Here is a 23,128-nt window from a genome sequence, read left to right as displayed (position 1 = left end):
GGCACTCACCTGAATCAATCTCTCAGCAATAACAGCCAGACGGTTGAAGAGACTCGACTTTCTCGCCCGCCTCAGCTCGCCTTCGGACGCCAGACGATATCGGCGACCTTGAGTTTCTTCGGCACGATTTTCAGATCGTAGAACTCGTCGGCAAGCGCCTGCTGATAGCTGACAGCCTCATCAGCAACCAGCGAGACCCGTCCGAGATCGGCGCCAGGGCGCGTCAGCGAAACCTTTGTGACATCCTCCGGAACGCCGGTGATCGCCGCCAGCGACTTCGCCGTCGCGTCAATATTGGCCTGCGCCCTTGCGCCGACATTCGCCAGTTCCTTGAGGATCAGCGGCACGAGATCGGGATTGCTTTCGACGAAATCGCCATTGGCGAGGAAGTAACTCCAGGGATCGACAATCCCCTCAGCCGTCGCGAGAACCCGTGTCGTCGGTTCTTTTTCGGCCACCGCGAAATAAGGATCCCAGATCGACCAGGCATCGATGCTGCCGCGGCGGAAGGCGGCCGCAGCATCCGGCGGGGCAAGATCCACGGGCGTTATATCATTCAGCGTCAGCCCTGCCTTCCGCAACGCTTTCACAGTGACATTGTGGGCGCTGGAGCCGCGCTTGAAGGCAACCTTCCTGCCCTTCAGGTCTGCCAGCGTCTTCAGCGGCGAATCCTTCTGCACGAGGATTGCCGAGCCACCGGCTGCGCCCTTATAGGTGCCCACATAACGCAGATTGCCACCGGCGGCCTGCGCAAAGAGCGGCGGCACGTCGCCCGTCGGCCCGATGTCCAGCGCGCCCGCACCAAGCGCTTCGAGAAGCGGCGGCCCGGAGGAAAACTCCGACCATTTGACCTCGATGCCGCGATCCTTCAGCAGCGCTTCGAGCGCACCCTGGCTTTTCGCCAGCGCAATCACGCCATTTTTCTGCCAGCCGATCCGCAATGTGGTGGTTGCGGCACCAGCCCGCCGGACATGCGGCAGGAACACCGCCCCAGTCGCACCCGCAATCAGTCCCAATGTTCCGCGTCTTGTGAGCATGTGGATATCCTTCGCCGTTGCCACCCTTCGATAATAAAAGCGTAGATATTCGAGCGAATTTATCAAAATCAGGCTTTGCGCGGCGGCAGCACGCAGAGAATTGAATGTGCGAATTTGCCGCTACGGGCGGAATAAGATTGTCGCGCTGCAGGGAAGCGCCATTCGGCGCACCCCTTGCGCGACTGTGAGATAACCCGCTTGCGCAGTTGCGGACCGACCAGACCACAAACGAAAAATGCCCTTCCCGGCAGCCGGAAAGGGCATTGATCAAAGCCTGATCAAGCGGGGATCACTCCTCGCCGGATTTCGGATTGTCGAGAAGCATGTAATCGAGCGGCAGTTCCGTCGTATATTTGATCTGTTCCATGGCAAAGGCGGACGACACGTCGCGAATCTCGATCTTGGCGATCATCCGCTTGTAGAAGGCGTCATAAGCCGCGATATCAGGCACGACGACGCGCAGCAGATAATCGACATCGCCGCTCATGCGGTAAAACTCAACGACTTCCGGAAACTCGGACACCACCTCGGAAAACCGCTTCAGCCATTCGATGGAATGGGAAGCGGTGCGGATGGAGACAAAAACGGTGACCTTGGTGTTGACCTTGACCGGATCCAGCAGCGCCACGCGCCGACGGATGACACCGTCCTCCTCCATCTTCTGGATACGCCGCCAACAGGGCGTCGTGGAAAGGCCGACCTTCTTCGCCAGATCAGCGACAGCCAAGGTGGAATCTTCTTGCAGAATGCGCAAAATCTTACGGTCTAGGCGATCCAATGCGTCTACCCTCCTGAATTAATTTCCTTTCAATACACTAATTTTTAGAGAAAAACAGAAAATTGTTTCACTAAAGCCGCATTTCCACATGTCGGCGAAGAACCGGAAGCAACTCCTCCGTAAACCACGGGTTCTTTTTCAGCCAGCCGGTGTTACGCCAGCTCGGATGCGGTAGCGCAAAAATGGCCGGCCCCGAATTCGAGTGAAAATAGCTGCGCCAGTCGCGCACTGTCTCGGTCATGGTTTTGTGCCGCCTTTCGCCCAGATGGAAGGCCTGCGCATATTGGCCGACGGCAAGGATGAGTTCCACCTGCGGCATGGCCGCCATCACCCGCTCCCGCCATTTGGGCGCACATTCGCGTCGCGGCGGCAGGTCGCTGCCCTTGTCGTCATAACCGGGAAAACAGAACCCCATCGGCACGATGGCGAAACGGTCCGGATCGTAAAACGTTTCCCGATCCACATTCAGCCACTGGCGAAGCCTGTCGCCGGAAGCATCGTTGAAGGGCAGACCCGTTTCATGCACACGAAGCCCAGGCGCCTGCCCGGCAATCAGGATGCGCGCCTTCTTCGACATCACCACCACCGGCCGTGGTTCGTGCGGCAGGCGATCGGAAGCACCTTTGAGCGGGGTATCACGACAGAGGCGACAGCGGGCGATCTCGGCACGCAGGCCATCCAGCCCGTCATCAGGTATTGATGGAGCCCGATCTGTCTCAGCCATTTTTCCACCCCAGAAGATGACGGACGATGGTCAAAAACCCAGCCGCTGGCGTCTCGATGTCGGCCACACGGTGTTCGCGCCGCCATTCCGACGGTTTTTCGAATTCTCCAGCCCAGATACCGCGTGCCTCGCGGCGCGCTGTCGCCTGCTCGCCGGAAAACTGGAAATAACCGGAGGCAACGGCAAAACCCGCCGCCACCATTTCCGACGAAACATCCTTCTCATCCGCCGTACAATAAACCAGCAACCGCCCGTAACGATCTCTGGAACTGCCGGAACAGGAGACTTGGGCGCCGTCCATCAACCTTCGCAGAAAGCGGCGCGCCTCCTCGCCGCAGGGCCAGCTCTCGCCGCCGCGCAGACATGTCTGCGAAAGCTCGGGCGCGTCGATGCCGAGCAGCCGGAACCGCTCACCGCCCTTTGCGAGCGTGTCGCCATCGATCACAAAGAAACGGCCGCTATGGGTCTCGCTATTGACGAGGTCCAGCTTGGCGGCAATCAGAATGCCGAGAAAAACCGTCGCCAGAAAAAGCCCGCCGTCGCGAAAGGCCGAAAAACGCCTGCGTCTGCCTCCATTTCGTCCCATGTAACAACAAACCCTTGTCAGAAATGGCAAACAAATCCTTTCACGGCAGCATCTTCTTAAGATTTTGCGCGTAGCCTGCAAGGGTTCATGTCACCCCACGTTGTAACAATGAGTAAAAGCGTCAGCACGTCCACCGACAAGATCATCGTCGACCGGTCGAAAAAACACCGCAACAAGGCGGTTTTCGACACGGTGAAGACGACACGCGAACGCCTGCAGCAGGGCGCTGGCGGAAGTGACGCTTATGAACGTGAAATGCTGACGATGCATATCGCCGAAGCCCTTCAGGGCGCGATGATCATGCCGCTCTTCATCGTACTCGCCTCCATCATCGGTTTGTACATCACCCGTGACATAGGGCTGATCATCTGGTCGCTTATCGCCCTTAGTTTCCACGCCATGTCGCTGATGCTGGCCAAAAGGGCGGCAAAACAGGAAATTACAGCGGAAAATCTGCAGCATTGGCGTAATCTCTTCCTTGGCATGCAGATCCTCATCGGTTGCGCCTGGGCGATGTTTGCGCTCGCCGAGCCGGCGCGCAATGATCCGACACTCGTCCTCTTCTTCAAGGGCGCGACACTGCTGATCGCCCTTTCGCTCACTGCCATGGCCAATTTCATGCTGCGGCGGGCGACATTCATGACCTTCCTGCCGGTGCTGGCCGCTCTCTGCGTCACCTCGGCCATATCGCGCGATCCCTTCGATGTCGGCCTTGCCCTGATGTTCGGCATGGCGATCCTTTTCTGTCATCGCATCACCAGCCGGCTTTATCAGACCAGCGTCAAGCTGCTTTCGTCGCAGACTGAAAAGGACGATCTGATCGCCGAACTCGAAGTCGCCAACTCGGTCTCGGATGAGGCGCGGCGGCGCGCGGAAGAGGCGAATCTGGCAAAATCACGCTTTCTCGCCTCCATGTCGCATGAGCTCAGGACCCCGCTCAACGCCATTCTCGGCTTCTCCGAAGTCATGGCCTCGGAAGTGCTCGGTCCGCTCAATAATCCGCTCTACAAGGAATATTCCGGTGATATCCACCGCTCCGGCCAGCATCTGCTCGATCTGATCAACGAAATCCTCGACCTGTCGCGCATCGAGGCCGGCCGCTACGACCTCAACGAGGAATCGATCTCGATGCTGGAAATCGCCGAGGATTGCATCGGCATGATCCAGCTTCGCGCCCGCGCCAAGACGATCAGGATTTCGCAGCAATTCGAAAGCAGCCTGCCGCAGGTCTGGGCCGATGAAAAATCCATCCGCCAGGTGATCCTGAACCTTCTCTCCAATGCGGTGAAATTCACGCCGCAGGGTGGTGAAATTCTCGTAAAGGCAGGCTGGACGGCGGGTGGCGGGCAATATGTCTCGATCAGGGACAACGGCCCCGGCATTCCCGAAGACGAAATCCCCATCGTCCTTTCGGCCTTCGGTCAGGGATCTATCGCGATCAAGAGCGCTGAACAGGGAACGGGGCTAGGCCTGCCCATTGTTCAGGCCATCCTCGCCAAACATGACGGCCAGTTCATCCTGAAGTCGAAATTGCGCGAGGGCACCGAAGGCATCGCCATCCTGCCGGCAAAGCGCGTGCTGCAAAGCCTGCCCGCCGTGGAGGAAACCCACGCCATCCAGCCGCGCCGGCGATCCTTCGCCTGAGACACCTCAGAAGAACAGCGTCGTCCCCAGCGAATAAAGCACGAAAAATCCGTTTGCCATGAGAAGGCAGAAGACGGCGAAGGAGCCGAGATCCTTGGCATGCCGCCCGACCGAGGAGATTTCCGGCGAAATACGATCCACCAGTTCCTCAATTGCGGTATTGAGCGCCTCGACTGCAAACAGAAGCAGCATCAGCACCGTAAAAACGAGAAGATGCGCAAAGGGCGCTCCGGCCACCAGAAGCAGGGCAAGTCCGACGCCAAAGGCGAGAACCTCATGACGGAACGCCGCCTCCTGCCATAGCCTTCCCAGCCCCTGCAAGGAATAACGTGCGGCGGCAAAAAGATGCCGCCAACCCTTTTCCTTGCGGAAGGCGGGCTCAGCTTGCTTCTTTTGCGGCGTCGCGTCCATCTTCGACCTCAATGGCTGATGCGGGTGTCCACACCCGCTGCTTCAAACGTCGCCATGCCGGAATGGCAGGCGGCGGCGGCCTTGACGATACCGGCGGCCAGAGCAGCACCCGTTCCCTCGCCAAGCCGCATGCCAAGCGCCAGAAGCGGCGTCTTGCCAAGTTTTTCGACGGCAGCGAGATGGCCGGGTTCACCCGAGACATGGCCGATCAGGCAATGGTCGAGCGCGGAAGGATTGGCCGCTTTCAACAATGCGGCAGCGGCCGTGGCCACATAACCGTCGATAAGCACGGGAATGCGCTGCACGCGCGCCGCAAGGATGGCGCCGGCAATCGCCGCAATCTCACGTCCGCCAAGACGGCGCATGATTTCCAGCGGATCGGACAGGTGATCTTTATGGAATTCCACGGCAGCCTTCACCGCCGCAATCTTGCGCGCCATGACATCGCCTTCCGAGCCGGTGCCGGGACCGGTCCACTCTTCCGCCGTGCCGCCGTAAAGCGCCAGATTGATCGCAGCAGCAATGGTGGTGTTGCCGATACCCATTTCACCGACGCAGAGAAGATCGGTGCCGCCGGCAATCGCCTCCATGCCGAAGGCCATGGTCGCGGCGCAGTCGCGCTCGGAAAGGGCCGGCTCGCAGGTGATGTCTCCGGTCGGGTAATCGAGCGCCAGATCGAATATCTTGAGACCGAGATCGTTGGAGACGCAGATCTGGTTGATCGCAGCACCGCCTGCCGCGAAATTCTCCACCATCTGCTGCGTCACCGACGTCGGATAGGGCGTGATGCCGTGACGCGTGACGCCATGATTGCCGGCAAAGATCGCCACCAGCGGACGGGTGACGGCGGGCGAACGGCCGGACCATGCGGCGAGCCACATGGCGATTTCTTCCAGACGGCCGAGCGAGCCCGCAGGCTTGGTCAATTGCGCATTGCGCTCCTTGGCCGCCACAAGCGCATGCGTGTCCGGGCCGGGAAGCTCGCGCAGCAGCGCGCGGAAATCATCGAAGGGCAATCCGCTCATGCTCATGGTATCAGTCTCTTTCGTAGCCGGGTTGGCTTTCGCATCGGCTCATGCGTCCGGAAACTTGTGTTTTCCGGCAAATCGGTCTTTGTTGCGCCTCTCATAATCGCGGATGCGCCGCGGAACAACCGGAAATGCAAGTACTGCAGCGGAGAGAGCATGAAGGCCGGGGATTTTATAACAGATGTCATGCATTCCGTTGCCTTTCTCAGCCGCCTGCCGGTTCCCTCGCGCTTTTTCAGTGATGGTGACGACGTCTCGATGCGCCGCACCGCCCGCACCTTTCCCGCAGCCGGCCTGTTGATCGCCCTGCCCGCGGCTTTCCTTGTGGTCCTTCTCGCCACCTTCGACGCCTCCCCCAGCTCACAGGCTGGCTCGCCATCGCCGTCACCGCCCTCATCACCGGCGCGCTGCATGAAGACGGGCTGGCCGACATGGCCGACGGTTTCGGCAGCGGCAAGGACCGGGCCCGAACGCTTGACATCATGAAGGACAGTCGCATCGGCAGCTATGGCACGATCGCCATGATCCTGTCCTTCGCGCTGCGCGCCACAGCACTTGCATCGCTGATCGAGACCCTGCCCGCCAGGACCGCCGCCGCCTGCCTGATCGCCGCACTGGTGATGAGCCGCGCCCTGATGGTGTGGCACTGGCAGGCGTTGCCGGCCGCAAAAACCACCGGCATCGCCGCCGCCGCCGGGCAGCCGGGGACAAGCGAGCGAAACATCGCGCTGGTGACAGGCCTGCTGCTGTTCGCGCTCTTCACCCTGCACGCCCTGCCCTTTGTATCGATCGTTGTCGTTCTGGCGGCGGCTTGGCTTGCGACGGCGCTATTCGGCAGGCTCTGTGTCAGCAAGATCGATGGCCACACCGGTGATACCATCGGCGCCTGCCAGCAGATCACGGAGATCGTGATTCTCATCACCCTTGCCCTTGTGGCGTGACGGCCTGATATAGATCACCATGGAAACGCCCTGCATTCACATCTGCTCCCTTGATGCGACCGACAGCCTCTGTATCGGTTGCGGCCGCACGCTGGAGGAAATCGGCGGCTGGGCGAGCTATAGCGACGAGACGCGCCGGAGGATCATGCAGGCGCTTCCGGAAAGACTGGCAAGAGCTGGCAGGGATGCCGCCAAGGAGACGCCCACCGCATGAACAGGCTGACCATCGTTCTCCTCCTGCTGGCCGTCGGTCTCGGCCTGCTTCTCGTCAATCACGACAGCGGCCGCACCTTCGGCATCGATAACGACAAGTTCGGACAGATGATCTTTTTCCTGCCGATCGCCGGGCTCCTGTCCGTCGGCATTCTGGCGGGAAGGCGCGGCAGCTTCGGCACCGTCATCCGTCAGCTTGCCGTCTGGCTCGTCATCATCCTCGGCCTGGTCTCGCTCTACCTCTATCGTTACGACCTGCAATCCTTCGGCGATCGGCTGCTGGGCGGGCTGATGCCGGGCCGCGCCGTTGTGGTAACAACATCCGGCGGCGAACAGGAGATCGTCCTGCACAAATCGATGAGCGGCCATTTCGAAGCGAATGTGAGCGTCGACGGCAAGACCATCCACATGCTCGTCGATACCGGCGCAAGCTCCGTGGTGCTCGCCAATGCGGATGCGGCGACAATCGGCATCGATACGACGAGCCTGCGCTACACCGTACCTGTCATGACGGCGAACGGCCGCACGGCGGCTGCCCCCGTCACCCTGTCGGAGATAGGCATCGGCCCCATCATGCGGCGCAACATCCCTGCCCTCGTCGCGCAGGACGGGCAATTGGGCCAGAGCCTGCTCGGCATGAGCTTCCTGTCTACCCTCGGCTCGCTGCAGATGCAGACCGACGAACTGAGATTGCGGGATCGGTAAAAGCTCGCCGCCGGGCGATCATTCACATTGCTCCGACCTGGTTACCTGCTTCTGAAAGGAATTTCGCCGGTCAGGAAATAATCGGATATTCTTTTCGCCGATCACCTGTCGCAGCGCAGCATTGCCCCTTGATTCCCCCTTGATTGATAAATTATGTTGGCAATGTTCTCAGGGCGGGGCGCAATTCCCCACCGGCGGTATCGGGATTTTCCCGGAGCCCGCGAGCGCTTTCGGCCTCCAAAACCGAAAGGTCAGCAGATCCGGTGAGAGGCCGGAGCCGACGGTATAGTCCGGATGGAAGAGGACAAGGCATAGGACACCCGCGCGCTGCGGGCTTCGCATTGCATTGTTCGCCCAAGGGATATTTGGCGCTTCTCGAAGCGCGAAAATGCCGCAAAACGGCATAACCCTTGAAAGGCTTGAAAGAAAATGACCATTGCTAGAATTGAAGACGCGATCGAAGCCATTTCCCGTGGCGAGATGGTGATTGTCGTTGACGACGAGGATCGCGAAAATGAAGGCGATATCATCGCCGCCTCCGACAGCATCACACCGCAGCAGATCGCCTTCATGATGAACCATGCGCGCGGGCTCATCTGCGTCGCCATGCCGGGCGAGCGTCTGGATGCACTCGACATTCCGCTGATGGTGTCGCGCAATACCGAATCCCTCAAGACGGCCTTCACTGTTTCCGTGGACTACATTCCCGGCACGACCACGGGCATATCGGCAGCGGACCGGGCCAATACCGTGCGTGCACTGGTGTCGGAAGGTTCGCGTCCGGAAGACTTCGCGCGTCCCGGCCATATCTTCCCGTTACGCGCCAACCCTAATGGCGTTCTCGGCCGCACCGGCCACACCGAAGCAGCGGTGGACCTGTGCCGCCTCGCCGGCAAATACCCCTGCGGGACCATTTGCGAAATCGCCAATGATGACGGCACCATGGCCCGCCTGCCGCAGCTCAAGGTCTTCGCCGAGCGCCACGGCCTGCTCATCGTCACGATCAAGGACCTCGTCTCCCATCTGAAGGGCGAGGTTGTGGAAGACGTGGCACAGAAGCAGGTTGCGTGATCCCCGCATGCCTGTGTCGTGAATACGAAAACGCCCGGCGTGAGCCGGGCGTGAAATGGGTAACTGAAGCGCTGAAACCTCAGTTGCGCAGCCTGTAACCCGTCTTGAACATCCAGCTGACGACGCCAAGGCAGATCGCGAGAAACAGCGTGATCATCGCAAGGCTGATGACGGGATTGACGTCGGCGATCTCGTAGAAGCTCCAGCGGAAACCGCTGATAAGATACAGCACCGGATTGAAATGGCTGACCGTCTGCCAGAAGGGCGGCAGCATGTCGATGGAATAGAAGCTGCCACCGAGGAAGGTCAGAGGCGGCACCACCAGCATGGGGATGAGGTTCAGCTGCTCGAAATTCGTCGCCCAGATGCCGATGATGAAACCGAACAGGCTGAAGCTCACCGCCGTCAGCACGAAGAACAGGATCATCATGAACGGATGGGCGATGGTGATATCCACGAAGAAGGATGCCGTTATCAGGATGATCGTGCCGATCATCAGGCCTTTCGTCGCCGCCGCCCCCACATAACCGGCGACAATTTCCGTCATCGATACGGGCGCTGACAAAATCTCGTAGACCGTGCCGGTGAATTTCGGAAAATAGATGCCGAAGGAGCCGTTGCTGATGCATTGCGTCAGAAGCGTCAGCATGATGAGGCCGGGCGTTATGAACGCGCCGTAGGAAACCCCGCCAACCTCCTGAATCCGCGACCCGATCGCGGTTCCGAAGACGATGAAATAAAGCGATGTGGAGATGACCGGCGATACCACGCTCTGCAACAGGGTGCGGCGGGTGCGCGCCATTTCGAACAGGTAGATGGCCTTGATGGCTTCGAAGTTCATTTCTGGCCTCCCACCAGCGAAACAAAGATATCCTCAAGCGAACTCTGCCGCGTTGAAATATCCTTGAAATGGATGTTGGCGGCGGAAAGAGCGCTGAGAAGATCGGCGATTCGTCCCTGCTCGCCATTATCCTCGATTTCATAGGTGACGGTGCAGCGGTCGTCCGAAAGCGTCAGGCCGAAAGCCGAAAGATTATCCGGCAATTTGTCGACAGGATGCGCAAGCTCAAGGAAAAGCTGCTTGCGGCCGAGCTTCTTCATCAGCGCCGTCTTTTCTTCCACCAGCAGCAATTCGCCGCCATTGATCACGCCCACACGGTCGGCGATCTCTTCCGCCTCCTCGATATAATGCGTCGTCAGGATGATGGTGACGCCCTTGGCGCGCAGTTCGGAAACCACATTCCACATGTCGCGGCGCAGAGCCACATCGACGCCGGCGGTGGGTTCGTCAAGGAACAGAACCTTCGGCTCGTGCGCCAGCGCCTTGGCGATCAGCACGCGCCGTTTCATGCCGCCGGAAAGCTCCCGCAGCATATTGTCCTTCTTGCTCCAGAGCGACAGGGATTTCAGAATGCGCTCGATCAGCTCCGGGTTCTTCTTCTGCCCGTGCAGGCCGCGCGAGAAGCTGACGGTGTTCCAAACGGTCTCGAACTGGTCGGTCGTCAATTCCTGCGGCACGAGGCCGATCAGGGCGCGGGTCTGGCGAAAATCCTTCACCACGTCATGCCCGCCGACAAACACCGAACCCTCGCCCGGATTGACGAGACCGCAGACGATGGAGATCAGCGTGGTCTTGCCGGCACCGTTCGGCCCGAGAAGGGCAAGGATTTCACCCTCTCTGATATCGAGGCTGACACCCTTTAACGCCTGAAAGCCATTTGCGTAGGATTTGGTCAGATTCCGTATCGAAACAATGGCATTCATCGCGAATCTTTCGAAAAACCGAGTAAGATGCACGCCATATAGGCCCTGAAACGCTCAAATGCCAGTCCAATGCCAGTCCAGGGGCCTGAACACTGCGTTCGGCAGGGAAGGAAAATCAGCCGTAGACGCTATAGAAAAACTGCGCTGCGACGAAGACCAGAAACACACCGAAGGCCCGTTCCAGCTGCTTCTTGCTGAGCGCATGCGCCAGCCGCGCGCCATAGGGCGCAACGACAAGCGTGATGGGGATCAGGAGCACCACGGCGATCCAGTTGATGAAGCCGGTGGAAAATGGCGGCAGGCCCGCATCGCCCCAGCCGGCCCAGATATAACCCAGGAGACCCGGCAGCGAAATCAGCACACCGACACCGGAAGACGTGGCGACGGCCTGGTGGATGGTGCGTCCGTAGAGCGTCATGAAGGTATTGTTCATCACCCCGCCGCCAACGCCCATCAGGCCGGAAAAAAGCCCGATGCCCGTGCCCACCAGAAACCGGCCCGGATTATTCGGCAGGTCTGAACCAAGATGCCAGCTCGCCCGGTTGAAGATCATCCGGAAGGCGAGCGCGAGCGCAATGAAGGCGAAGATCAGCCGGAGCGCGACGCTGGAGGCATGGGCGGCCACGACAGATGCGAGGATGGTGCCGAGCGGCACGGCGACGATCCAGCCCTTCAGCAGATCGATATCGACGGCGCCTTTCTGGCGATGCGTCAGAAACGAGCGGATGGAAGTCGGCACGATGATGGCAAGCGACGTGCCGAGCGAGAGATGCATGCGCACCGCCTCCGGCACCTCCAGAAAGCCAAAGACATGGTAGAAGACGGGCACCAGAACCGCGCCGCCGCCGATGCCGAACAGCCCCGCCAGAAGACCGGCGATCACGCCAGCCGCCGCAAGCGCCGCGGCAAAGACCATTATCTCTGAAACAGGGGGCATGAAGGTGGGCTCCCGGGGTCCGTTGTCACAAACATGTGACCCTCATAGCGTATCAGAGACGGGCGGCAAGCCATGTTGGCCGCAGGTCAGTACGGCGCGATGTCTTTTGCCGCCTATCCCGCGCCGGATGGACCGCTTCTTGGGACCATGTCCCATTGCATGCCCTTGCAAAGACGCCGATATCCCCCGATAAGGCAGTCTTCTTCACCGGCCTTCGGGCCGGTCTTTTTTTGCGAAGACCGAGAGTAGGCAAGCGGAGCTTCTCATGCAGCCGCCTCCCCCACCTCCGTCATTCCGGCCTTGAGCCGGAATCCAGCCAGCCCAAGTCCTTGGGCTGAAAAGACTCTTCCCGCCACGCGAGAGCTGCCTCGACCGGATTCCGGCTCAGCGCCGGAATACTGGGAAATGAAGCTGAACACCCTTTGAAATCCGCTAATCGCAATGCCTATAACCTGACTTGCGGGTGCGCAGGTCGAAGTGAAAATGGTTCCAGTGATTGGGATCGCTGCCCGGCCCGAGAACGGTCGAGAAATATTTGCAGCTATCGGACCTTACCGCCTTCAGCAGCGCTTTCTCGCGGAAGGCGAAGAAGCTCTTGCTGCGAACGTCGATCTCCTTGCCATTCTTCAGCGTGATGGTGCCGATATCGATGGCGTTGCCGCGCGCATGTTCGGACCAGGGATTGCTGGAGCGCGAATTCATCTTGCGGCAGGAATAACCGCCCATCGGCGTGATGCGGCCGACGCCCGAGAGATAACGGAAGCGCGAGGATGGCACGAGTTCGAACTTCACCCATTTGGCGAAGGCAAGCGTGACCTGGCAATTGAGCTTCACCGCCGGGCGGATGGCAACGCCGCTGGCGAGCCCGCTAAGTTCGATCGGATAGTCGATGCCGCAGGTCGGACCATCGGCAATGCGGGCGACGTCTCGGAAAGCGACGCCGAGGCGACGCAGTTCGGAGCGGCAGGCGACTTCAGAGGACGGCATGACGCCGGGCGGCATGGTTGACCGGTTGCTTTGCAAGCCGCCGCGCGCCATGGGATCATTTGGCATCAGCATGGCGACCTCCTCCACTGGCTGGCGGCGGGAAGACGAGCCGACGGGTGGCGGCGGTATCAACCGCGATTGCCCGGCACTCTGCTGCCGGCGCGGCGGAGCGACGGCGACCGGATTATCCGTGCCGATACCATCCACCACCGGCTGCTCCGAGACACCTTCGGCAATATCGGCATCCTGCTCTTCCGCGAGCCCACGCACCGGCTCCACGCCCAGCATGGAATCCATGTTCACTCCACCCTCGCCTTCAGCGATCTGGCTGGAGGTAACCTGCTGGTTGGGGATGCTGGGAGAGGCCATGCTCTGGCCGCTTGCGGCCATGCGCGCCTGATGCTGGCCGTCGAGTGTGGAATATCCCTGCCCGCCCTGTGGCGATTGCAGCAGGGGATCCTGCGAGGCGTAAGGTTCCGGCATCGGCTGCGACACGGCCGCGGGATAATCGGAGGACTGCCCGACCCGCTCGGCCTGATAGACGGCTCCTGATGGCGCGCTGTAGCCCTGCTGCCGCGACGACCGGATGGCGCTGACACGCGTGGTGCCATCAACCTCGGCCGGCGGCACGAGGCCTTCCGCCGAACACGACACCATAACCGAGGAAATCATCAGCAACGTCACAAGACGACGCGGAAGGGAAACATACGCCATACGAGAACCTGTACCTTCAGCGGCCGCTACTCGCGGCAATACAGGATAAATTTTAAAGAAATGAGGTAAACGAAACCTTATTGGTTGCGGGAAATAACGAAGCTGGGTGGTGCGTGACGCTGCAGATGAAGGAGTCGCGATCGAAATTGGGTCGAAGGCGATGACAGAAATGCTGAAGCCCCTCTTCGGTCAACGACACTTACCCCCTCCGTCATCCTCGGGCTTGACCCGAGGATCCATTCCCGCGCGGCTGTGGATCCTCGGGTCAAGCCCGAGGATGACGTCGAGTGTTGGAAAAACTTCTCATTCATTCAGGAGCGCAGCCATGCCGCGCCCTCCACCCTGCCCCAAAACGCATGAGTCACGCCGCCCGTGAAACCTCGCGTCCCGTTCCCTGTCCAAGTTCGAAACGGGAAAGCAATGAGCGCAGCTGGTGGCTCTCCTCGGCAAGCGTCTGGCTGGCTGCCGTCGTTTCTTCCACCATGGCGGCATTCTGCTGCGTCATCTGGTCCATGTGGTTGACGGAGGTATTGATCTCCTGCAGGCCCGTCGCCTGTTCCCGCGCCGCCGTGGCGATGGAGTTGACGTGGCCTTCGACGCGGTTGACCAGTTCCACGATCTCGTCCAGCGCATCACCCGTGGAGCGCACGAGCGCGACACCGCCACCGACCTCTTCCGCAGAGCGGTTGATAAGGGTCTTGATCTCCTTGGCGGCATTGGCGGAGCGTTGCGCAAGTTCACGCACCTCCTGCGCCACCACGGCAAAACCGCGCCCCGCCTCGCCCGCCCTTGCAGCCTCCACGCCGGCATTCAGCGCCAGAAGGTTGGTCTGGAAAGCGATTTCGTCGATGACGGAAATGATCTGCCCGATACGCTTGGACGAGTCCTCGATACGGCCCATGGCGTCGACGGCATTGCGCACGATCTCGCCAGAGCGACCGGCGCTCGTTTTCGTGTCCTGCACCATCTGCCGCGCCTCATTGGCCCGCTCGGAAGCGGTGCGTACCGTGGCGGTGATCTCGTCGAGAGCCGCTGCCGTCTCCTCCAGCGCCGCCGCCTGCTGTTCTGTCCGGCGCGAGAGATTGCCGGTTGCGCCGCTGATATCGGCAGCACTGTCATTGACGACATCGCCGGTTCTGGCGATGGCCTCGATGGCGCCATGCAGCGCGCCGACGGCCCGGTTGAAGTCCGTGCGCAGCTTTTCATATTCGACGCCGATATCGGCAAGCTCGACGGTCAGATCACCATTGGCGAGCGCTTCCAGCGAGTTGCCGAGCGCATTCATGGCATGGGCCTGACGTTCGGATGCGGAACGCAGGACCATCTCATTGCCGTGCCGCGCCTCTTCCAATGCCCGCTGCTGATCCGCCTCGCGGGCCTGCAGGGCGCTGCGTTCATTGACGCTGTCTCGCAGCACCAGCAGTGTTTTCGCAATCGCGCCGATTTCGTTGCGACGGTCTGCGAACTGGATTTCAGCCGCACCGTCCCCGTCAGCGATACGCTTCATGCTCTGACGGATGAGATCGATCGGCCGCGTCACGCTGCGCACGACGGCGGCGGCGACGCCAATCACCAGCAGGCCGGACAAAACACACAGCCCGATGTTGAAATAGGCATCGCTCCAGAAAACCGCCTCAAGATCGTCCACATAAACGCCAGTACCGACAATCCATCCCCAGGGCGCGAAACCGGCAACATGGGAGAATTTTTCGACAGGATCCGGCGCGCCGGGCTTCGGCCAGTAATAGTCGACAAAACCCTGACCGCCCGCCTTCACCGTATTGACGAATTCAACGAAGAGCGCCTTGCCGTTCGGATCCTTGTTGGCGGTGAGATCGGTGCCGTTCATCTCGGGCTTGATCGGATGCATCACCATCTTGGGATGCATGTCGTTGATCCAGAAATAGCCGCTGCCATTGCCATAACGCATCGCCGCGATCGTGGTCTTGGCCTGCTGCTGCGCTGCCTCCCGCGTCAGGGCACCGCTCTGCTCCAGACGATAATATTGTTCGAGAATGGCGACGGCTGTTTCGTTCATGGATGCAAGCCCCGCTTTGCGCTCGCGCTCCATTTCATGGAAGGTTTCGAAGAGGCTGAATGTCAGCGCTGCGGTCAATATTGCCAGAAACAATGCAACGAGCGCATAAAGGCGCATAGATATCGTAACGTTTTTCATATTCCCCCAACGCCGCTGACGGCACTTCGACCAGACGATGTTAAGGTTGAAAAATTTATTATCATTAAATACGCATGTTATACGTTAGTACTATCCCATAACGGCTTTCTGAGCCCCGCCAATACTCTTCGCAGTCGGTCAAGAGCGGCACGGCAGCCCGAAATCCGACAACTGCCCTTCTGCTTTAAAGGGCTCGTTAACCCTGGCGTCCTATCCTTGTCTGCCAAAATATACGGTATTGGGAGGCGCGCGATGGCACGGCCGAATTTCCGCTTTACGCATTATGACCTGAAGGAATTGCGGGCTGGGACGACCATTGAAATCTCCCTGTCGGCCGTCAACAATGTACGGCTGATGACAGGCGCGAATTTCCAGCGTTTCACCGAATTGCTCGATTTCAAATATCTCGGCGGCGTCGCGAAAAAATCGCCGATCCGCATCAGCATTCCCGAGACCTTGCACTGGCATCTGGTGATCGATGCCGAAGGGCATAGTGGTCTGGCAGAATCCTCGGTCAAGATGCTGCCAGCGCCGTCGCAGGCCATGCAGCACCGCAAAGCGTCCTGATTTCTTTTTAAAAACAAATGGATGCTGCGGCTTTGCGACTCATTTTGGCAAGCGCCTGATTCTTTTTGTGAAGACGGCGCTTAACGCGAACCGCGCTCGCGGCGCAGCTTCGCCCACCAGTCGAGACGCTTGCGGATTTCCCGCTCGAAACCCCTGTCAGGCGGATCGTAGAAGGTCGTGCGCCCCATTTTTTCCGGGAAATAATCCTGCCCTGAAAAGGCATCCGGCTCGTCGTGGTCATAGCGATAGCCGTCGCCGTAGCCCTCACCCTTCATCAGCTTGGTCGGCGCGTTGAGGATATGCTTCGGCGGTACCAGCGAACCGTTTTCCTTGGCCGCCCGCATCGCCGATTTGAAGGCGGTATAAACGGCATTCGATTTCGGCGCAGTGGCGAGATAAACGCAGGCCTGTGCCAGCGCCAGCTCGCCTTCCGGTGAGCCAAGATAGTCATAAGCGTCCTTGGCGGCGTTGCAGACGGCAAGCGCCTGCGGATCGGCAAGGCCGATATCCTCAACAGCCATGCGCACCAGCCGCCGCCCCAGATAAAGCGGGTCTTCGCCGGCATCGAACATGCGGGCGAGATAATAAAGGGCGGCATCCGGGTCGGAGCCGCGCACCGATTTATGCAGCGCGGAAATGAGATTGTAGTGGCCGTCCTGGCTCTTGTCGTAAACCGGGGCACGGCGCTGCACGATGCGCGTCAGGCCTTCGGTATCGAAAGTCTCATCCTTGCGCGCGGCACGCCAGACCTCTTCGGCAAGCGTCAGCACGGCGCGCCCATCGCCATCGGCCATGCGGATCAGGCTCGCACGGGCCTCCTCTGTCAGCGGCAGGGGCTTTTGCTCCGCCTCCTCGGCGCGTTTCAGAAGCTCGCTGAGGCTCTCCTCGTCATGCGAGCCGAAGGTCAGCACCCGCGCTCGCGACAAGAGAGCGGCGTTGAGTTCGAAGGACGGGTTCTCGGTGGTGGCGCCCACCAGAATGATGGTGCCATCCTCCATCACCGGCAGAAAGCTGTCCTGCTGGGCGCGGTTGAAGCGATGAATCTCGTCGACGAAAAGCAGCGTTTGCCGCCCATTCATCCGCCGCGTGCGAGCCGCTTCGAAAACCTTCTTGAGATCGGCGACACCGGAAAAGATCGCCGATATCTGCTCGAAAGCCAGACCAGCCTCGCCGGAAATCAGGCGGGCAACCGTCGTTTTACCGGTTCCGGGCGGCCCCCAGAAGATCATCGACCCCAGCGAGCCGCTGTCGATCATGCGGCGCAGAACGCCCTCCTCGCCCGTCAGATGCGGCTGCCCGCTCACCTCCGCCAGCGTTTTCGGACGCAGGCGATCGGCAAGAGGCCGCCGGTTGGCGACCTCGACAGGCACTTGCGGGGCGAAGAGGTCGTCACTCATCGCAGGAACTGCCGGATGCGCTGCCCGTCACGCAGGATTTCCACCCGCCAGAAGCCGGGATTATCGTCCAGCGCCTTCTCGACCGCAGCCGTAGAGGCGATATCCGCGCCGTTCAGCGACAGGATGACGTCCTTCGGCTGGAAGCCGACGCGATAGGCCGGCGAGCCGCGCTTCACATCGGTGATGACAACGCCCGTCACCTGCGAAGGCATGCGCAATTCATCGGCAAGCTTCGGCGAAAGATTGGCGACCGTCGCCCCGGCGAAGGGATTGCGGCCCTCGATCAGCCGCTCGTCGCGCGGCGCGGTTTCCGGCGCCGTATCAAGCGCGATGGTCACCTTTTTCTCTTTACCCTTGTCCATCACAGTCAGTTCGGCGGATTTGCCGATGCCGGCGGTCGTCAGGCGATAACCGAGTGCATCCGGATGCTCGACCTCGAAACCATTGACGGCGGTGACGACCTGCCCAGGCTCAATGCCCGCCTTTTCGGCCGGGCCGCCTTTGACGACGCTGACGACGAGCGCGCCGCGGGCGCGGTGCAGGCCGAGCGCCTCGGCGACATCGGAGGTCACGGGATCGAAGGTTGCGCCGATATAGGGCCGCTGGAAACTCGCATCTCCCCGCTCGGCGGCAGCGATGAACACCCGGACCAGATTGGCGGGAATGGCAAAACCGATACCGTTCGACCCACCGCCCTTGGAAAAGATGGCAGTGTTGATGCCGATCAGCTCACCCGCCATGTTCATCAGCGCACCACCGGAATTGCCGGGGTTGATGGAAGCATCTGTCTGGATGAAGAAGCCGAAATCGCCCTGCGTCACCTGGTTGCGCGCAAGGCCGGAAACGATGCCGCTCGTCACCGTCTGGCCGACACCGAAGGGGTTGCCAATGGCAAGAACGAGATCGCCGACCTCAAGCGCATCCGAATTACCGAGCGACAGCACCGGAAACTGTTCCTTTGCATCGATCTGCAGAATGGCGAGGTCGATGCGGTCGTCCTTCAACAGCACCTTGGAGGAAAATTCGCGCCCATCCGCCAGCGCCACCTTGATGTCGTCAGCACCGTCGATGACGTGATTGTTGGTCACCACGAGGCCGCCGGCGGTGACGATCACGCCCGATCCGAGCGATGACTGTTTTTCCGTGCGGTTCGGCATCTGCTGTCCGAAGAACTGCTCGAAGAAAGGATCGCCAGCAAAGGGGGAAAGACGCCGCTGCACGACACGTTCGGCATAGACGTTCACCACAGCCCCTGCGGTACGCTTGACCAGCGGCGCAAAGGACAGCTGCATTTCCGTGTGGCTCGACGGCACGGCCCTGTTGTCCTGCGCCTGCGCGCCCATGGGCAGGAGAACGAGCGCGGCAAGAAAGCCGGTGGACAGATACTTCAACACGCTTCGCATGTGATTCCTCATGGTCATCAGTATGATGGAGTTATAACGCCAAAGCCTGTAAAGCAAAGAGCGGCAAGATGATGGCCGGCCATTTCGTTGCGGGGACAAGCGCCGGCAGTTGGAACCAACCACGCTGTTTTCGGTTTCACCCACCAGACTGTCCTCAAAAGAGACGCCCCATGCATCTGAAACGCACACTTCTTGCCTCCAGCATCATCCTCGCCTTCTCCGCTCTTGTTTCGCCGGCCAGCGCGGCAAGTTTCGATTGCACGAAACCCGATCTTGCGGCGGACGAAAAGGCGATCTGCGACAACCGCGCCCTCAACGACCAGGATGTGAAGATGGCCACCACCTTCGACATCCTCACCCAGCTGATGGCGATGGGCGCACGCGACACGTTGCGTGACGAACAGAGCCAATGGCTGAAGAGGCGCCAGGAATGCGCGGCGGATGTCGCCTGCCTCACCGGCGCTTACGAGGAACGCATGAACAAGCTCGGCGAAGCGTTCCAGAGCATCAACAGACCGCTTTGATTGTCACGCCACGCGGATGATGTTCTCCATCAGCTCGTGCAGCTGGTCGCGATAGCCGGTTCTGGCCGAAGGCGCGTCCTCGCGTGAGGTCATGACAACGGAAAGTCGTTTGGCGGGTACGATATAAAGCATCTGCCCGCCATAACCCCAGGCATAATAGACCGTCGAACCCGCCATCTCCTTGATGAACCAGCAATAGCCGTAACCATCGCCGTTGAAGACGGAGTTGGTGCGCTGTTGCCAGGATTGGTCGATCCAGCCTTGCGAAATCAGCCGCTCCCCGTTGGGGGTCACACCGCCCAGCCGGTAAAGCTCGCCAAACGCAAGCAGCGAGCGCGCCGTCATCGCCATCTGGTTGCCGCCGAGATAGATGCCCTGTGGATCACGCTCCCAGCCGCCGATGGAGAAACCCTGAAGTGGCCGGAACCAGTCGCGCGCCAGAGAGAGCGTCGAGCGGCCGGATGCCTTGGTCAATATCGCCGAAAGCAGATGCGTGGAGCCGGTGGAATAAAGCATGCCGCCACCCGGATCTCCGGCAAACCCAGACCCCAGAGCCATCCGCACCCAGTTGCGGCTGGCGACCCAGCGACCGTAATTCGGCCCGGACATGCGCTCCAGACCCGATTGCATGGAAAGCAGGTTGCCGATTGTCACCCTTTCCAGACGCGGATCGGGGTTCTGCGGAAAATCACCTCGTAGAATAGTGGCGATCGGCTGGTCGGCCCCATCAAGTATCTTGCGATCGATCGCCATGCCGACCAGCGCCGAAATGACCGATTTCGAGGCCGACTTGATGTTGGTTGAACCGTTGAGGCCGGCGCCATGATAGGCGCGGCTGGCCACCTCCCCGCCATCGACGCTGACGATGACGGCCTTGAGGCTCGAAAGCGCATCCGCATTCCGCAGCAACGGATCAAAACGGATACCATTGCCACTGCTTTGCGCACGGGCAAGCGGGGCTATAGGCAGGGACGCGATAAGGGCGAGTGCGGTTCGTCTTTTCATGCTGTTGAAGTTAGCAATCACCACGCCGTGGAAAAGCCCCGCTGGACGAAATCACTCCAACGTGACCGCGGGGATAGCAGGCATCCCGCCGGGAGTTTTCGAATTTACAACGGTAAAACAGCGGGTTGCGCCGGCTTTAAGAATCAAGCTCTGAGGCAATTGATTCTGTTTCTGAACCGCGAGCAGCATTCGCCAAAAGCGCAATAAAAAGCCGCCCCGAAAGGGCGGCTGGTCAAGGATGATAGATCTATCCTCACATTCAACGTCTTCCTCGGGCTTGTCCCGAGGATCCATGGCGTTCACGGCTTATGGATCCTCGCCTAAAGGGCGAGGATGACGGAGGAAGGTTGCGCACCTTCGCCCTTGCCCGAAACCGCCGAAAAGGCGCTTACTCCGGCAAGATCCGAACGGCACCCTTGTCCGCGCTGGACGCAAAAGCGGCGTAGGCCTTCAGCGCCGTCGTCACGTTGCGCTTGCGCGGCGCCTCCGGCTTCCAGCCACGCTCTTCCTGTTCGGCGCGACGCGACGCGAGTTCCGCATCCGGCACATTGAGGTTGATCGTGCGGTTCGGAATGTCGATCTCGATCAGGTCGCCCTGGCGTACGAGGCCGATTGCGCCGCCCTGTGCCGCTTCCGGCGAGGCGTGACCGATGGAAAGCCCGGACGTGCCACCCGAAAAACGACCGTCGGTGATCAGCGCGCAGGCTTTGCCGAGGCCCTTGGACTTGAGGTAGCTGGTCGGATAGAGCATTTCCTGCATGCCCGGACCGCCCTTCGGTCCCTCGTAACGGATGACGACGACATCGCCGGCCTTGACCTCATTGCCGAGAATGCCCTTCACCGCCGCATCCTGGCTTTCGTAAACGACCGCCGGGCCGGTGAATTTCAGGATGGATTCGTCGACACCCGCCGTCTTCACGATGCAGCCGTCGAGCGCGATATTGCCGTAAAGCACGGCCAGACCGCCATCCTTGGAGAAAGGCTTTTCGACTGAACGAATGACGCCGTTGTCGCTATCGGTATCCAGATCGTCCCAGCGCGAGGACTGGCTGAAAGCCACCTGCGTCGGCACGCCGCCGGGTGCGGCCTTGAAGAACTGGCGCACCGTTTCGCTGTTGGTGCGGGTAATGTCCCAGCGATCGATGGCGTCGCCCAGCGTCGCCTCGTGCACCGTATAGGTGTCTCGATTGATGAGACCGCCACGCTCCAGCTCGCCGAGAATACGCATGATACCGCCGGCGCGGTGAACATCTTCCATGTGCACGTCCTGCTTGGCGGGCGCAACCTTGGAAAGGCAGGGAACCTTGCGCGAAAGACGGTCGATGTCTTCCATGCCGAAATCGACGCCGCCCTCATGCGCGGCCGCCAGAATATGCAGCACCGTGTTGGTGGAGCCGCCCATGGCAATATCCAGTGACATGGCGTTTTCGAATGCCGCCTTGTTGGCAATGGTGCGCGGCAGGACGGTTTCATCATCCTGCTCGTAATAACGGCGCGCCAGATCGACGATCAGATGGCCGGCCTCGACGAACAGACGCTTGCGATCCGAATGAGTGGCGAGCGTCGAGCCGTTACCGGGCAAGGACAGGCCCAGCGCCTCGGTCAGACAGTTCATGGAATTGGCCGTGAACATGCCGGAACAGGAACCGCAGGTCGGGCAGGCGGAACGCTCGATGATCTTGACGTCCTCGTCGGAAATCTTGTCGTCGGCAGCCGCGACCATGGCGTCGACCAGATCGAGCGCGACCGTCTTGCCATGCAGGACGACCTTGCCCGCTTCCATCGGGCCGCCGGAAACGAAGACGGCGGGAATGTTCAGGCGCATCGCCGCATTCAGCATGCCGGGCGTGATCTTGTCGCAGTTGGAAATGCACACCATCGCGTCGGCGCAATGGGCATTGACCATATATTCCACCGAATCCGCGATGATTTCGCGCGAAGGCAGCGAATAGAGCATGCCGTCATGGCCCATGGCGATACCATCATCGACCGCAATGGTGTTGAATTCCTTGGCGACGCCGCCGGCCGCCTCGATTTCGCGGGCAACAAGCTGGCCAAGGTCCTTCAGATGCACGTGACCGGGCACAAATTGCGTGAAGGAATTGACCACCGCGATGATCGGCTTGCCGAAATCGCTGTCCTTCATGCCGGTGGCGCGCCAAAGGCCGCGCGCGCCCGCCATGTTGCGGCCGTGGGTTGTCGTTCTGGAGCGATAGGCTGGCATGGTGTTTTCCTCGATCTCATGGGCAGAAAGGCGCATTTCCGCCGAAGCGGTCAAATGACCCCTGCCCCATTTTGCGGTTTTTCTAGCGCAAACCGCAAGCCCTGTCACTGTCACCTTCGGGTAAAACAGTACGGTCCGGTACGGTACGCCTCATCTATGCCCGTAATTCTGGCGGCATCTCATCACAAATGCGCGATTTCCGCCGTCCCATCGTTGTTTTTACACAGAGCGCTGAAACATATCTGTGCAGCGACCGTATTGGCTATCATAATCGATTTATCGCCGATGCACC

21 protein-coding genes, 1 pseudogene and 1 riboswitch are annotated in these 23,128 nt (G+C 60.2%); of the genes and pseudogenes, 7 read left to right on the top strand and 15 right to left on the bottom strand.

Translation table 11 applies throughout. The annotated features are described in order from the left end of the window. Window positions 1-71: 71 nt before the first annotated feature. The 4 genes from G3A56_RS00645 to G3A56_RS00630 all read right to left on the bottom strand — a co-directional run bounded on the left by G3A56_RS00645 (window position 72) and on the right by G3A56_RS00630 (window position 3,125). The gene (locus G3A56_RS00645; RefSeq protein ID WP_082184462.1) at window positions 72-1,037 is read right to left on the bottom strand and encodes an aliphatic sulfonate ABC transporter substrate-binding protein; all 966 of its coding nucleotides are present in this window, start codon (window positions 1,035-1,037) and stop codon (window positions 72-74) included. Window positions 1,038-1,326: 289 nt separating this feature from the next. Then, complete coding sequence (locus G3A56_RS00640) at window positions 1,327-1,815, bottom strand: Lrp/AsnC family transcriptional regulator (RefSeq protein WP_003507846.1); 489 nt, start codon at window positions 1,813-1,815, stop codon at window positions 1,327-1,329. A 70-nt stretch (window positions 1,816-1,885) separates the two neighbouring features. Beyond that, window positions 1,886-2,539: a uracil-DNA glycosylase family protein gene (locus tag G3A56_RS00635; RefSeq protein ID WP_164056022.1), complete on the bottom strand. Its 654-nt coding sequence runs from the start codon at window positions 2,537-2,539 to the stop codon at window positions 1,886-1,888. Continuing rightward, complete coding sequence (locus G3A56_RS00630) at window positions 2,532-3,125, bottom strand: thermonuclease family protein (protein WP_082182545.1); 594 nt, start codon at window positions 3,123-3,125, stop codon at window positions 2,532-2,534. Before G3A56_RS00630 ends, G3A56_RS00635 begins: the two co-directional genes overlap by 8 nt. Window positions 3,126-3,233: 108 nt before the next feature. Between G3A56_RS00630 and pdhS2 the strand changes: the two genes are divergently transcribed. Then, window positions 3,234-4,769, top strand: a complete 1,536-nt coding sequence (pdhS2, locus tag G3A56_RS00625) for a two-component system sensor histidine kinase PdhS2 (protein WP_003495275.1) — start codon at window positions 3,234-3,236, stop codon at window positions 4,767-4,769. Window positions 4,770-4,775: 6 nt separating this feature from the next. On the opposite strand, the gene G3A56_RS00620 is transcribed toward pdhS2, so the two are convergent. Together G3A56_RS00620 and cobT are read right to left on the bottom strand one after the other, a co-directional pair. Further along, window positions 4,776-5,180, bottom strand: coding sequence for a diacylglycerol kinase (locus G3A56_RS00620; protein WP_082182546.1), 405 nt, complete (start codon window positions 5,178-5,180; stop codon window positions 4,776-4,778). A gap of 8 nt (window positions 5,181-5,188) precedes the next feature. Continuing rightward, window positions 5,189-6,211: a nicotinate-nucleotide--dimethylbenzimidazole phosphoribosyltransferase gene (cobT, locus tag G3A56_RS00615; RefSeq protein WP_003495271.1), complete on the bottom strand. Its 1,023-nt coding sequence runs from the start codon at window positions 6,209-6,211 to the stop codon at window positions 5,189-5,191. 153 nt (window positions 6,212-6,364) lie between these two features. On the opposite strand from cobT, the pseudogene G3A56_RS00610 reads away from it, so the two are divergent. The 4 genes and pseudogenes from G3A56_RS00610 (at window position 6,365) to ribB (ending at window position 9,138) form a co-directional block, all read left to right on the top strand. Further along, window positions 6,365-7,149 (top strand): annotated as a pseudogene (locus tag G3A56_RS00610) (adenosylcobinamide-GDP ribazoletransferase). A gap of 19 nt (window positions 7,150-7,168) precedes the next feature. Next, window positions 7,169-7,363, top strand: a complete 195-nt coding sequence (locus G3A56_RS00605) for a DUF1289 domain-containing protein (protein WP_003495267.1) — start codon at window positions 7,169-7,171, stop codon at window positions 7,361-7,363. Then, window positions 7,360-8,067, top strand: coding sequence for a TIGR02281 family clan AA aspartic protease (locus tag G3A56_RS00600; protein WP_164056021.1), 708 nt, complete (start codon window positions 7,360-7,362; stop codon window positions 8,065-8,067). Before G3A56_RS00605 ends, G3A56_RS00600 begins: the two co-directional genes overlap by 4 nt. A 160-nt stretch (window positions 8,068-8,227) precedes the next feature. Then, window positions 8,228-8,377, top strand: a riboswitch (FMN riboswitch). Between the two features lie 119 nt (window positions 8,378-8,496). Beyond that, window positions 8,497-9,138, top strand: a complete 642-nt coding sequence (ribB, locus tag G3A56_RS00595; RefSeq protein WP_082182549.1) for a 3,4-dihydroxy-2-butanone-4-phosphate synthase — start codon at window positions 8,497-8,499, stop codon at window positions 9,136-9,138. A 79-nt stretch (window positions 9,139-9,217) separates the two neighbouring features. On the opposite strand, the gene G3A56_RS00590 is transcribed toward ribB, so the two are convergent. The 5 genes from G3A56_RS00590 to G3A56_RS00570 form a co-directional block, all read right to left on the bottom strand. After that, on the bottom strand, window positions 9,218-9,979 hold the full coding sequence (locus G3A56_RS00590; protein ID WP_003495259.1) for an ABC transporter permease: 762 nt from the start codon (window positions 9,977-9,979) through the stop codon (window positions 9,218-9,220). Next, on the bottom strand, window positions 9,976-10,902 hold the full coding sequence (locus tag G3A56_RS00585; protein ID WP_082182550.1) for an ABC transporter ATP-binding protein: 927 nt from the start codon (window positions 10,900-10,902) through the stop codon (window positions 9,976-9,978). The genes G3A56_RS00590 and G3A56_RS00585 overlap by 4 nt, the downstream gene beginning before the upstream one ends. A gap of 115 nt (window positions 10,903-11,017) precedes the next feature. After that, entirely contained in the window at window positions 11,018-11,839 is an 822-nt protein-coding gene (locus tag G3A56_RS00580; protein WP_082182551.1) for a sulfite exporter TauE/SafE family protein, read from the bottom strand. Between the two features lie 432 nt (window positions 11,840-12,271). Then, window positions 12,272-13,540 carry an extensin-like domain-containing protein gene (locus G3A56_RS00575; RefSeq protein WP_137067549.1) on the bottom strand — a complete coding sequence of 423 codons (1,269 nt, stop codon included), beginning with the start codon at window positions 13,538-13,540 and terminating at the stop codon, window positions 12,272-12,274. Between the two features lie 361 nt (window positions 13,541-13,901). Next, window positions 13,902-15,716, bottom strand: coding sequence for a methyl-accepting chemotaxis protein (locus G3A56_RS00570; RefSeq protein WP_082182553.1), 1,815 nt, complete (start codon window positions 15,714-15,716; stop codon window positions 13,902-13,904). A 252-nt stretch (window positions 15,717-15,968) separates the two neighbouring features. Here G3A56_RS00570 and G3A56_RS00565 point away from each other — a divergent pair, with 252 nt between their 5' ends. Beyond that, window positions 15,969-16,283 (top strand): DUF1883 domain-containing protein, encoded by a 315-nt coding sequence (locus G3A56_RS00565; protein WP_082182554.1) that lies wholly within the window; start codon window positions 15,969-15,971, stop codon window positions 16,281-16,283. A gap of 80 nt (window positions 16,284-16,363) precedes the next feature. On the opposite strand, the gene G3A56_RS00560 is transcribed toward G3A56_RS00565, so the two are convergent. After that, on the bottom strand, window positions 16,364-17,680 hold the full coding sequence (locus tag G3A56_RS00560) for a replication-associated recombination protein A (RefSeq protein ID WP_082182555.1): 1,317 nt from the start codon (window positions 17,678-17,680) through the stop codon (window positions 16,364-16,366). Beyond that, window positions 17,677-19,083, bottom strand: a complete 1,407-nt coding sequence (locus G3A56_RS00555; protein ID WP_082182556.1) for a DegQ family serine endoprotease — start codon at window positions 19,081-19,083, stop codon at window positions 17,677-17,679. Before G3A56_RS00555 ends, G3A56_RS00560 begins: the two co-directional genes overlap by 4 nt. A 170-nt stretch (window positions 19,084-19,253) precedes the next feature. Here G3A56_RS00555 and G3A56_RS00550 point away from each other — a divergent pair, with 170 nt between their 5' ends. After that, window positions 19,254-19,607, top strand: coding sequence for a lysozyme inhibitor LprI family protein (locus tag G3A56_RS00550; protein WP_082182557.1), 354 nt, complete (start codon window positions 19,254-19,256; stop codon window positions 19,605-19,607). A gap of 3 nt (window positions 19,608-19,610) precedes the next feature. Here G3A56_RS00550 and G3A56_RS00545 read toward each other — a convergent pair whose 3' ends face one another. Further along, on the bottom strand, window positions 19,611-20,612 hold the full coding sequence (locus tag G3A56_RS00545) for a serine hydrolase domain-containing protein (protein ID WP_082182558.1): 1,002 nt from the start codon (window positions 20,610-20,612) through the stop codon (window positions 19,611-19,613). Window positions 20,613-21,000: 388 nt separating this feature from the next. After that, complete coding sequence (gene ilvD / locus G3A56_RS00540; protein WP_003495241.1) at window positions 21,001-22,836, bottom strand: dihydroxy-acid dehydratase; 1,836 nt, start codon at window positions 22,834-22,836, stop codon at window positions 21,001-21,003. Between the last annotated feature and the right edge of the window lie 292 nt (window positions 22,837-23,128).

The sequence above is a fragment of the Rhizobium oryzihabitans genome (assembly GCF_010669145.1).
Classification (GTDB): domain Bacteria; phylum Pseudomonadota; class Alphaproteobacteria; order Rhizobiales; family Rhizobiaceae; genus Agrobacterium; species Agrobacterium oryzihabitans.
Note: the sequence above shows the minus strand (reverse complement) of the source record. Positions and strands in the feature narration are given on the sequence as shown.

Excerpts from the sequence above, each read along its gene's own strand:
- G3A56_RS00605 (WP_003495267.1), top strand. The coding sequence starts at position 7,169 with ATGGAAACGCCCTGCATTCACATCTGCTCCCTTGATGCGACCGACAGC.
- G3A56_RS00545 (WP_082182558.1), bottom strand. The coding sequence starts at position 20,612 with ATGAAAAGACGAACCGCACTCGCCCTTATCGCGTCCCTGCCTATAGCC.
- G3A56_RS00630 (WP_082182545.1), bottom strand. The coding sequence starts at position 3,125 with ATGGGACGAAATGGAGGCAGACGCAGGCGTTTTTCGGCCTTTCGCGAC.
- G3A56_RS00590 (WP_003495259.1), bottom strand. The coding sequence starts at position 9,979 with ATGAACTTCGAAGCCATCAAGGCCATCTACCTGTTCGAAATGGCGCGC.
- G3A56_RS00570 (WP_082182553.1), bottom strand. The coding sequence starts at position 15,716 with ATGAAAAACGTTACGATATCTATGCGCCTTTATGCGCTCGTTGCATTG.
- G3A56_RS00635 (WP_164056022.1), bottom strand. The coding sequence starts at position 2,539 with ATGGCTGAGACAGATCGGGCTCCATCAATACCTGATGACGGGCTGGAT.
- G3A56_RS00555 (WP_082182556.1), bottom strand. The coding sequence starts at position 19,083 with ATGCGAAGCGTGTTGAAGTATCTGTCCACCGGCTTTCTTGCCGCGCTC.
- G3A56_RS00575 (WP_137067549.1), bottom strand. The coding sequence starts at position 13,540 with ATGGCGTATGTTTCCCTTCCGCGTCGTCTTGTGACGTTGCTGATGATT.
- G3A56_RS00645 (WP_082184462.1), bottom strand. The coding sequence starts at position 1,037 with ATGCTCACAAGACGCGGAACATTGGGACTGATTGCGGGTGCGACTGGG.
- G3A56_RS00580 (WP_082182551.1), bottom strand. The coding sequence starts at position 11,839 with ATGCCCCCTGTTTCAGAGATAATGGTCTTTGCCGCGGCGCTTGCGGCG.
- G3A56_RS00585 (WP_082182550.1), bottom strand. The coding sequence starts at position 10,902 with ATGAATGCCATTGTTTCGATACGGAATCTGACCAAATCCTACGCAAAT.
- G3A56_RS00620 (WP_082182546.1), bottom strand. The coding sequence starts at position 5,180 with ATGGACGCGACGCCGCAAAAGAAGCAAGCTGAGCCCGCCTTCCGCAAG.
- cobT (WP_003495271.1), bottom strand. The coding sequence starts at position 6,211 with ATGAGCATGAGCGGATTGCCCTTCGATGATTTCCGCGCGCTGCTGCGC.
- G3A56_RS00600 (WP_164056021.1), top strand. The coding sequence starts at position 7,360 with ATGAACAGGCTGACCATCGTTCTCCTCCTGCTGGCCGTCGGTCTCGGC.
- ribB (WP_082182549.1), top strand. The coding sequence starts at position 8,497 with ATGACCATTGCTAGAATTGAAGACGCGATCGAAGCCATTTCCCGTGGC.
- G3A56_RS00565 (WP_082182554.1), top strand. The coding sequence starts at position 15,969 with ATGGCACGGCCGAATTTCCGCTTTACGCATTATGACCTGAAGGAATTG.
- ilvD (WP_003495241.1), bottom strand. The coding sequence starts at position 22,836 with ATGCCAGCCTATCGCTCCAGAACGACAACCCACGGCCGCAACATGGCG.
- pdhS2 (WP_003495275.1), top strand. The coding sequence starts at position 3,234 with ATGAGTAAAAGCGTCAGCACGTCCACCGACAAGATCATCGTCGACCGG.
- G3A56_RS00560 (WP_082182555.1), bottom strand. The coding sequence starts at position 17,680 with ATGAGTGACGACCTCTTCGCCCCGCAAGTGCCTGTCGAGGTCGCCAAC.
- G3A56_RS00550 (WP_082182557.1), top strand. The coding sequence starts at position 19,254 with ATGCATCTGAAACGCACACTTCTTGCCTCCAGCATCATCCTCGCCTTC.